We start from the raw sequence: 8,466 nt of genomic DNA, 5'->3' as shown, positions 1-8,466 counted from the left end.
CGGCCAAGCGCAAGGTCGCCGGCAAGAAGGTTGCCGTGAAGAAGAAGGCAGCGGCCAGGAAGACCACTGCCAAGAGGAAGGTCGCCGCGAAAAAGGCGGCCCGCAAGAAGACGGCCCGAAAGGTTGCCAGGAAGCGCTAAAGCCTAGCGGCTGTCCCGATTGTCGTACCCCGTCCCCCCGCCGCCGAGCGGCGGGGGGCTCCGGGCAAAGAATCCAACGTTGTGCATAAGCGGAAAGAAATTCAGATGGCCATCAAGATCAGCAAGAAAATCAAGGGCTACAGCGTCCAGAAGCCGGAAGACAAGGCCAAGGCCAGCGCTGCGCCGGTGATCGCCCCCGTGGCCGCGCCGGAGCCGGAATCGAACATCGTGCAGATGCACGAGAAGGTCGAGCGCCCCGAGGTGCTGATCGGTTCCACCTACAAGATCAAGTCGCCGCTGGTCGAGCACGCGATGTACGTGACCATCAACGACATCGTGCTCAACCAGGGCACCGAACACGAACTGCGCCGGCCGTTCGAAGTGTTCATCAACTCCAAGAACATGGACCACTTCCAGTGGATCGTGGCGCTGACCCGCATCATGAGCGCCGTCTTCCGCAAGGGTGGCGACGTCACCTTCCTGGTGGACGAAATGAAGGCGGTGTTCGACCCGCGCGGCGGCTATTTCAAGGCCGGCGGCGTGTACATGCCCTCGATCGTCGCCGAGATCGGCTCGGTGGTCGAAGAGCACCTCAAGTCGATCGGCATGATCCTCGACCCGGAGCTGGGCGAGGAGCAGAAGCGCCTGATCGCGGAAAAGCGCGCCGCCTACGAGGCCCGCGCCAAGAAGAAGTCCGGTGAAGCTGCCGCCCCCGCCGGTGCCCGCACCGAAGGCGCCAAGGGCGCCGACGAGGCGGTGCAGGTCACCGGCGAGGGCACTTCCTTCCCGCCGAGCGCGACCATGTGCAACAAGTGCAACACCAAGGCCACCGTGCTGATGGATGGCTGCGCCACTTGCCTCAATTGCGGCTACAGCAAGTGCGGTTGAGCGACTGACCCCGGGGGCGAAGGGGGTCATTGCCGGTCTGTCGTGCCCGTTGCTACGATCGGCGCGGGGAAGCTATCGGGGTCGATAGCTGACGCTGCCCGTCTCTGAGGATGCCGGGCAGCGGCGCCACCCCCGCCATGGTCAACCGGCTCGGTGAGCCGACCGAAGTGGGGAATTGAATTGAACGGCAAGGCCCAACGCCCCGCCTCCCAGATGACCAGCGAGCGTCTCGGGCAGATCGTCGAAGATTCCTCTGCGGAAACCTATCTCTTCTCGTCGACCGATTTCAGGTTCGTCCTCGTCAACCGGGGTGCGCGGGAGAACCTGGGCTATTCCCTGGAAGAGCTGGAGCAGCTCACGCCGTGGGATCTCAAGCCCAGTTTCAAGCGCGAGACCTTCCTTGGCCTTGTCGCGCCCCTTCTCGAGGGCAGGCGCGAGGTGCTGTCCTTTGAGACGGTGCATCGTCGGAAAGACGGGTCGCTTTATGATGTTTCCGTCCAGCTGCAGCTGGTCCGGACCGACGAAGAGCCCCTGTTCTTTGCGGCGATCCGTGACGTCACCGAGCAGAAGCAAACCGAACGCGACCTCAAGCGCGTCACGGCCCGCCTTGACGCGATCCTGAACAACACGACCATGTCGGTCTTCCTGATGGACGATCGCCAGCATTGCGTGTTCATGAACAAGGCCGCTGAACAGATGACGGGCTACACCCTGGCGGAAACCCAGGGTCGGCCGCTGCATGACGTCATCCATCACACCTATCCCGATGGCCGTCCTTTTCCACTGAGTGAGTGCGAAATCGATCGCGCCTTTCCCGATAACTACCAGACCCAGGGCGAAGAGGTGTTCGTCCACAAGGACGGGAGCTTTTATCCGGTGGGATTCACCGCCTCACCGATGCGCGACGAGACCGGGAAGATCGTCGGGACCGTCATCGAGGCCCGGGAGATCTCCGAGGAGCTCAAGGCCAGGGGAGCCCTGAACGCGTTCAACGAAGCGCTGCAGGCCAGGGTCGAACAAGCACTCGAAGAACGCCGACAGATCGAGAGCCAACTGCTGCAATCCCAGAAAATGGAAGCGGTGGGTCAGCTGACCGGCGGAATCGCGCATGACTTCAACAATCTGCTTCAAGTCATCGGCGGCAACCTCGAGTTGCTCAAGCGCGATATCGGCACGGACGAGCGTGCGCAGACCTGCTTGAACCATGCGCTGGAAGGGGTCGAGCGCGGAGCAAAACTCGCGTCCCAGCTCCTGGCCTTTGGCAGGCAACAGCCCTTGCAGCCCAAGCCGACCCATATCGGCAGGCTGGTGCGCGGCATGAGCGACATGCTGACCCGTTCGCTCGGCGAGCGCATCGAGATCGAAACGGTGGTGGGGGCCGGACTGTGGAACTGCCTGGTCGATCCCGTGCAGGTTGAAAACGCCATCCTCAACCTCGCCATCAACGGCCGCGACGCGATGGATGGCGAAGGCAAGCTGACCATCGAAGCCGGCAACGCCTTCGTCGATGATCGCTACGCGGCGGACAACGAGGACGTGCGCGCCGGTCAGTACGTGATGCTTGCCGTGACCGACACCGGCAGGGGAATGAGCCCGGACCTCCAGAAGAAGGTCTTCGACCCGTTCTTCACCACCAAGGCCCCCGGCCAGGGCACGGGGCTGGGCTTGAGCATGGTCTATGGCTTCGTCAAACAAACGGGCGGTCACGTCAAGCTCTATAGCGAAGAAGGCCAGGGTACGACGGTCCGCCTCTACCTGCCCCGGACGCGCGCGGAGGAGGCGGCGCCCGTGCCCCGGGCATTGGCGACGCTCGGAGGAACGGAGACGATCCTCGTTGTCGAGGACGAGCAGACGGTCAGGTCCACGGCCGTCGAAATGCTCGGCGAACTTGGATACAAGGTTCTGGAGGCCGGCAACGCCGAGGACGCGATGGCCGTCATCAACAGCGGCGTTGCGGTCGATCTCCTGTTCACCGACGTGGTGATGCCGGGCAAGCTTCGCAGCGTGGAGCTTGCGCGTCTGGCCAGGGAAAAGCAGCCCGGCCTCAACGTGCTTTTCACTTCGGGCTATACCGAAAACGCGATCGTTCATTCCGGTCGGCTCGACCACGACGTCGAGTTGCTGTCCAAGCCCTATTCCCGCGAACAGCTGGCCGACAAGGTGCGGCGCCTGCTCGATAGCGCCGTGGACGGTGCACAGAAGCCAGGTCAAGGGGCCGTCTCCGGGCAGGCATCCCTGCAGCACGTCACGCTACTCATCCTTGAAGACGAAGCCATCATCCGGAAGGCGCTGGCGCAGATGGCGAAGGATTGGGTTGGGAGGGTCCTGGAAGCGGGGTCGCTTGCGGAAGCGGCGGCCATCCTGACGGCGGAGTCGCCGGACATGCTGATCGCCGACCTCACGCTTCCCGACGGCTCAGCCATCGAGCTGGTGAATACCTTGCGACGCGAGCGTCCGGCGCTGCGGATCATCATCGCCTCCGGAGCGGATCGTGACGCCCTGATCGCCGAGCATGCGTTTGACGACAGCGTCCAGGTATTGCAGAAGCCCTATGACCAGACGATGGTCAAGCAATGCCTGCTCGCCGCTTGCGACCCCTAGAAGGCCCCGCGGGACCAGCGCTGGCCGCCCAGGGGCGGCTCGCCCATGAAAGCCCTGCCCGTGCATACTTCGCACGACGGGGCCGACGAAAGCCGGATACTCGCCGTCGGGTTGGGCCTTGAGGGGATGCCTCGGTATGAATGACTTCGGTCCACAGCCAACAATGTCTTCCGCCGCAGGCTCCAGGCCGGGGGTGGCCGCGCTCGATCAATGGCTGGAGGGTGTCTGGCGGCTGCTCGCGCCCTTGCATCCCGAATCGCTCACGTTGGTTCAATCAACGCAGACGCGGGCGCCGATCGAATGGTGCGAGGAGGCGCTTCCCGAGCAAGACGTTGTCGGGGCGTATCCGTCCCAGGACGCCGGGGCCGGCGTCGGTTGGCTGGTCGAAGTGGGCTCGCGGGATGAGGCGACGTTTGGCCTTCTGCTTTGCACGTCACAGGTGATACCGCGGGGATCGGCCGACCTGAAGCTTGCGGCGTCGATAGCCCGGGCGAGCTTTCGGTTGTTGTGGCCGGACCCTGGGAAATCGGCCCATGAAGGTGTGGACGCGTCTTTGCACGAGTTGCGCAATGCAATCAATTGCGTGGCGATGAGCGCCACGCTGGTGGCTGGGCCCGAGTTGCCGGCCGGGCTTCGCGGTTTTGCGGACGACCTCAATAGCGGCGTGTCGCGAAGCTTGAAGGCGTTGAGGGACATGGCGGATCACCTCAAGCAATGACCCGGGCTCCCGCCCGGGCCACCATAGCTCGCCGGTTCGATCCCTATTTCGTCAGGCTCCGTGCGCCCACCAGGATCATGCGCACCATCGTCGTGAGCTGGTCGATGAGTTCGGCGTCGCGCTCGGGCGGCAGGTCCAGGGCGGTGGCGCCCATGGCAAAGGCCAGGCGGGTGATGGCGCGGGCGGCAAGCGCGGGTTCGGCCAGTGGCTGATTGCGCAGTTCGCCGAAGCGGATCAGGTCGGCCTGCAATTCCTCTTCGAAGAAACTCAGCTCGCGATCGACTGCGCGCTTGAAGGCGTCGGAGCCGACGGTGCCTTCGCGCAGCAGCACGTGCAGCAGCTTGTCGTCGGCGCGTACCTGCTCGATGAAGGCTTCGACCGAGCCGCGCACGATGCCGCGTTCGGCTTCGGCGCGATGGCGGGCGGCGCCGACGATCTTGCGCAAGGACTGGCCGGCGACGTCGATCAGGGCCACGGCCAGTTCGTCCATGTCGCGGAACTGGCGGTAGAAACTGTTCGGCGCGATGCCCGCCTCGCGGGCGACTTCGCGCAGGCCCAGGCTGGATACGCTGCGATGCGGGCCGATCAGGCGCAGCGCCGCCTCGAGCAGGTCGGCCTGGGTGATCGCCGTGCGGCGGCTGGGGTGCAGGTCGGCGGCGGCGTCGGAGGAATGGGGCGTCACGGGCAGGCCGGGTCGGGGTAGGGCGCCATCATAAGCGTCTCTGCATATACAACTGTATAGACACGCGTATGCGGACCTGTATACTCCCGGCCATGCGCCCCGACCCGACCGCCGTCCCGCCCGTTCTCCCGCCCCCTGGGCGCCGGCGCCGTGCGCCCCTGGTTTCCCCGGCCCTGTTCGACTTCTGGGCCGCCCGGGTTGCCCCGACCTGGACCTGGAACCGCCCGCTGGGCCGGATCCTGGCCCGCGAGCCGGCCGCCGCGGACGCGGTCAGCCTGCTGATCAAGCCCAACCGCCATTTCCGCGGTTTCGCGCCCGGGCAGCACCTGAACATCGGGGTCGAGGTCGACGGGCGCCGCCTGGTCCGCAGCTACAGCCCCCAGGCCGCGCCGGGAAAAGACGGCTGCTTCCGGATCACCGTGAAGAAGATCGAGGGCGGCAGGGTCAGCGCCCACCTCTGTGATCGCGCCAAGGCCGGCGACGTGCTGGGCCTGGGCGAAGCCTTCGGCGACCTGGCGCTGCCCCCCGGCGATGGCCTGCCGCGACTGCTGCTGGCCGCCGGCAGCGGCATCACGCCGATGATGGCGCTGTTCGCCGACCTCGCCGCGCAGGCCGATCCGGGACCGACCACGCTGCTGTATTTCACCCGCCGCCGTGAACAACGCTGCTTCGTCGATGCGCTGCGCGCCATCGCCGCGCGGCATGTCTCGCTCGACGTGCGCTTTGTGCTCACCCGCGACAGCGCCGAGGCGGACGACGAGTCGACCGGACGGCTCAACGCCGACCAGCTGGCGACCTGGCGCGGGACGCCGGCGCATGTGCTGGCCTGCGGCCCGGACGGCTTCGTGGCCACGGCGCGCGAACTGCTCGCCGGCACGGCCGCCAGCTTCGCCGCCGAGTCCTTTTCGCCGCCGGTCGCCGACACCCGCGACAGCGGCAGCGTGGCCCTGACGCTCACCCGCAGTGGCCAGACCCTGCAGGTCCCGCGTGGCCAATCGCTGCTCGATGCCCTGGAAGCCGCCGGTCTGTCACCCGCGTCGGGCTGCCGCCGCGGCCTGTGCAATACCTGCGCCTGCGCCAAGTCCGCCGGCAGCACCCGCCACCTGCTGACTGGCGACGTCGAGCACGAGCCCGTTTCCGCCCTGCGCCTGTGTGTTTCCAGTGCCCGCAGCGATCTTGTCCTGGACCTGTGATCCGATGAATACGACGCCCCGCAACCGCGCCCTGTCAGCCGAAGAGCTCGACGCCTTCGCCGCGGAGCTCGACGCCCTTCGCGCACGCACCGTCGCCACCATTGGCCAGGCCGACGCCGACTACATCCGCGCCGTGTTCGCGGCCGTGCGCTACCTTGGCTTCGCCGGCCGTGCACTGCTGATGCTGGCTGCGATCGCCGGTGCGTTCTACACGCCCGTGCTGTGGATCGCCGGCACCCTGGGCGTGCTGTCGCTGGCGCTCTCGAAGATCCTCGAAAACATGGAGCTGGGCCACAACGTCATCCACGGCCAGTTCGACTGGATGAACGACCCGGCATTCAACGGCCAGGCCTACGAATGGGACATCGCCGGCACCAGCGACAACTGGCGCAAGACCCACAACTTCCGCCACCACACCTGGACCAACGTGCGTGGAATGGACGACGACATCGGCTACGGCCTGCTGCGCATCTTCCCCGAGCAGCGCTGGCGGCCGTTCTACCTGGCCCAGCCGCTGGTGGCGGTGGTGTTCGCCGTCCTGTTCGAGTGGGGCATCGCCATCCAGGACCTGCGCCTGGGCCGCTGGTTCGCCGGCAAGACCAGGGCCCGGGACGTGCTGCGCGAATTTCGCCCGGTCGGCCGCAAGATGGGCCGTCAGGTGCTCAAGGACTACGTTTTTTTCCCGCTGCTGGCCGGCCCCTTCTTCCTGACCGTGCTGGTGGGCAACGCGGTCGCCAATGTGCTGCGCAACCTGTGGACCTGGCTGATCATCTTCTGCGGTCACTTCACGGCTGACGCGGAAACCTTCCCGCGTGAATCGGTGCGCAATGAAAGCCGCGGCGCCTGGTACCTCCGGCAGCTGCGCGGCTCGTCGAACATCGCCGGCGGCCGGCTGCTGAATCTGCTGTCGGGCAATCTGAGCCACCAGATCGAGCACCATTTTTTCCCGGACGTGCCGGCCAACCGCTACGCCGCGATGGCGGTGGAGGTGCGCGCCATCTGCGCGCGCTATGGCCAGCACTACAACACCGGTTCGCTGCCCCGGCAGTTCGGCCAGGTGCTGTGGCGCATCCTGCGCCATGCGCTGCCGAGCCGGGCGAAAGCCGCGGCCGACACGCCGGGCGCCGGCCTGGCCGTGACCCGCTGAACCCGTTCAGTCCTTGGGGACTTCGAAGCGCAGGTGCTCGTTGCGGATCCAGCCGCGTTCGCTGTGCCGGTCCTCGCACCAGCAGGCGCCGTGGGCGGGGTCTTCCCAGATCAGCCGCACGGTGTCGCCCGGCGACACGGTGAGTTCGGCGCTGCAGTACTCGGCCCTGGCCTGGGGCTGGCCGGCATTGGTGTCGACCAGGTCCATGGGCATCCAGCCGGCGCTGAGCTGGCCGTCTTCGGCCCAGACGTAGCCGGGCCGATCCGGGTGCGGGTGCCGAACGTGCACGACGTCGCCTGGCTTGAGGGTCAGCGGGATGGCGTCGGGGCCTTCCTGCGAACCGGTGACCGTGGCGTTGATGGCCTTGAGCGTGGACATCCTGGGGCGTTTACCTGGGCGCTCCGGGGTCGGAGTCGAAGGCCTTCAGGATACGGCCAAGGCGCCGGGGAAGCATCCGCCGCGCAGGTGGGCGACACCACGGCCCGCTGGTCAGCCCCAGGCCACCACCCGCCAGAAAACCGGCGAAAGTGTGAACTGGTTCACAGTTTCGGCGGCGGGAAAGGCCCGGAATGTGAAACCGGACCTACTGCCCGAGGCACCGGAATGACGCCGATCTACGTCGCCGAAAGCGAGCTCGACGCCCAGCTGGTCCAGGACCTCCTGGTCACCGCTGGCATCGCCGCGCATATCTTCGGCCCGAACATGGCCGACCCGGAGGCCGGCGTGCCGGCTACCCGCCAGGTGCGCGTGGTGGTGGAAGACGAAGAAGCCGCGGAAGCGCGCCAGCTGGTCCACGAATGGCAAACCGCACCGGCCGACAATGACGACGACGGCTTCAGCGTCGCCATCGATGACGAACCCCACGAGATCGAGGCCAGCGTGCCGGTCTTCGACCTGACCGACGCAGCCGGCGACAAGGCCTGAATCCCCCAGCGGTTTCGCTCCACGGCTTCCGAAATATCAACCTGCTGCTGACCGCCATCGCCGGACAGATGCTCGAGCGCCTTGCCTTGCTGGGCATCGACATCGACGGCAAGGCCTTGCCGGTCGACATGCAGCAACGCGCGGTATGCCAGCCCTTGAGGCAAGCGGACGGC

At 66.4% G+C, this 8,466-nt stretch carries 8 protein-coding genes; 6 read left to right on the top strand and 2 right to left on the bottom strand.

The annotated features are described in order from the left end of the window. The first annotated feature begins 245 nt into the window (after positions 1-245). From N788_RS05370 to N788_RS05360, 3 genes are all read left to right on the top strand, one after another. Positions 246-1,028, top strand: a complete 783-nt coding sequence (locus N788_RS05370) for a TSCPD domain-containing protein (protein ID WP_034222025.1) — start codon at positions 246-248, stop codon at positions 1,026-1,028. Between the two features lie 180 nt (positions 1,029-1,208). Further along, entirely contained in the window at positions 1,209-3,629 is a 2,421-nt protein-coding gene (locus N788_RS05365; protein ID WP_211250683.1) for a PAS domain S-box protein, read from the top strand. A gap of 193 nt (positions 3,630-3,822) precedes the next feature. Further along, positions 3,823-4,347: a P-loop NTPase family protein gene (locus N788_RS05360; RefSeq protein ID WP_034222021.1), complete on the top strand. Its 525-nt coding sequence runs from the start codon at positions 3,823-3,825 to the stop codon at positions 4,345-4,347. A 43-nt stretch (positions 4,348-4,390) separates the two neighbouring features. Here N788_RS05360 and fabR read toward each other — a convergent pair whose 3' ends face one another. Then, a complete protein-coding gene (gene fabR / locus N788_RS05355; protein ID WP_034222018.1) occupies positions 4,391-5,029 on the bottom strand; it encodes an HTH-type transcriptional repressor FabR in 639 nt (212 codons plus the stop codon). 92 nt (positions 5,030-5,121) lie between these two features. Here fabR and N788_RS05350 point away from each other — a divergent pair, with 92 nt between their 5' ends. Beyond that, entirely contained in the window at positions 5,122-6,222 is a 1,101-nt protein-coding gene (locus N788_RS05350) for a ferredoxin reductase (RefSeq protein ID WP_051924390.1), read from the top strand. A gap of 4 nt (positions 6,223-6,226) precedes the next feature. Then, a complete protein-coding gene (locus N788_RS05345) occupies positions 6,227-7,369 on the top strand; it encodes a fatty acid desaturase family protein (protein WP_034222012.1) in 1,143 nt (380 codons plus the stop codon). 6 nt (positions 7,370-7,375) lie between these two features. Here N788_RS05345 and N788_RS05340 read toward each other — a convergent pair whose 3' ends face one another. Continuing rightward, complete coding sequence (locus N788_RS05340; RefSeq protein WP_034221997.1) at positions 7,376-7,747, bottom strand: SH3 domain-containing protein; 372 nt, start codon at positions 7,745-7,747, stop codon at positions 7,376-7,378. Between the two features lie 225 nt (positions 7,748-7,972). On the opposite strand from N788_RS05340, the gene N788_RS05335 reads away from it, so the two are divergent. Then, entirely contained in the window at positions 7,973-8,293 is a 321-nt protein-coding gene (locus N788_RS05335; RefSeq protein WP_034221994.1) for a putative signal transducing protein, read from the top strand. The last annotated feature ends 173 nt before the right edge of the window (positions 8,294-8,466 follow it).

Source organism: Arenimonas donghaensis DSM 18148 = HO3-R19 (genome assembly GCF_000743535.1).
Taxonomy (GTDB): domain Bacteria; phylum Pseudomonadota; class Gammaproteobacteria; order Xanthomonadales; family Xanthomonadaceae; genus Arenimonas; species Arenimonas donghaensis.
This window is presented reverse-complemented; position numbering and strand designations above follow the sequence as displayed.

Coding starts and splice junctions, on each gene's coding strand:
- N788_RS05370 (WP_034222025.1), top strand. CDS start 246: ATGGCCATCAAGATCAGCAAGAAAATCAAGGGCTACAGCGTCCAGAAG.
- N788_RS05350 (WP_051924390.1), top strand. CDS start 5,122: ATGCGCCCCGACCCGACCGCCGTCCCGCCCGTTCTCCCGCCCCCTGGG.
- N788_RS05345 (WP_034222012.1), top strand. CDS start 6,227: ATGAATACGACGCCCCGCAACCGCGCCCTGTCAGCCGAAGAGCTCGAC.
- N788_RS05340 (WP_034221997.1), bottom strand. CDS start 7,747: ATGTCCACGCTCAAGGCCATCAACGCCACGGTCACCGGTTCGCAGGAA.
- N788_RS05335 (WP_034221994.1), top strand. CDS start 7,973: ATGACGCCGATCTACGTCGCCGAAAGCGAGCTCGACGCCCAGCTGGTC.